Annotated in this window: 2 pseudogenes; both read right to left on the bottom strand. The window is 38.6% G+C overall.

The annotated features are described in order from the left end of the window. A pseudogene (locus tag D0T50_RS13445) lies at nt 1-162 on the bottom strand (peroxiredoxin family protein); the annotation flags it as partial. Next, nucleotides 138-376 (bottom strand): annotated as a pseudogene (locus tag D0T50_RS14010) (hypothetical protein); the annotation flags it as partial. The pseudogenes D0T50_RS14010 and D0T50_RS13445, both read right to left, overlap by 25 nt.

The raw sequence follows: 376 nt of genomic DNA, 5'->3' as shown, positions 1-376 counted from the left end.
TTGTGCATAAGTGGCATCCGAAGCAAATTTGCCTTGCGCTTTTCCATCGTCAATGGATTGTATTACACGGTTGGCGTCATTGATACAAGGACCACACCAGCTTGCCCAAAAATCAACTAATACATATTTACCTTTTCCTACATAGTCGGACAGTTTAACTGTATTTTCCCGGCTATGCTTATAGTACAGCCATTAGAATGTTCAATAGCTGGATGAAGCTGTCTCGGCTTTACGAAAAAGTTCTTCAAACTGTAACCATCGAGCGTATATTTAACCAAAGGAGAGTTAAGATAAGGATCCCATTTGTATTTACTTAATTTAAAATTATTAGCCATAGAGTTCCACTGATAGTTGAATGACGCACTCAACGAAGGAT

The sequence above is a fragment of the Bacteroides sp. 214 genome (assembly GCF_010501015.1).
GTDB lineage: Bacteria > Bacteroidota > Bacteroidia > Bacteroidales > Bacteroidaceae > Bacteroides.
This window is presented reverse-complemented; position numbering and strand designations above follow the sequence as displayed.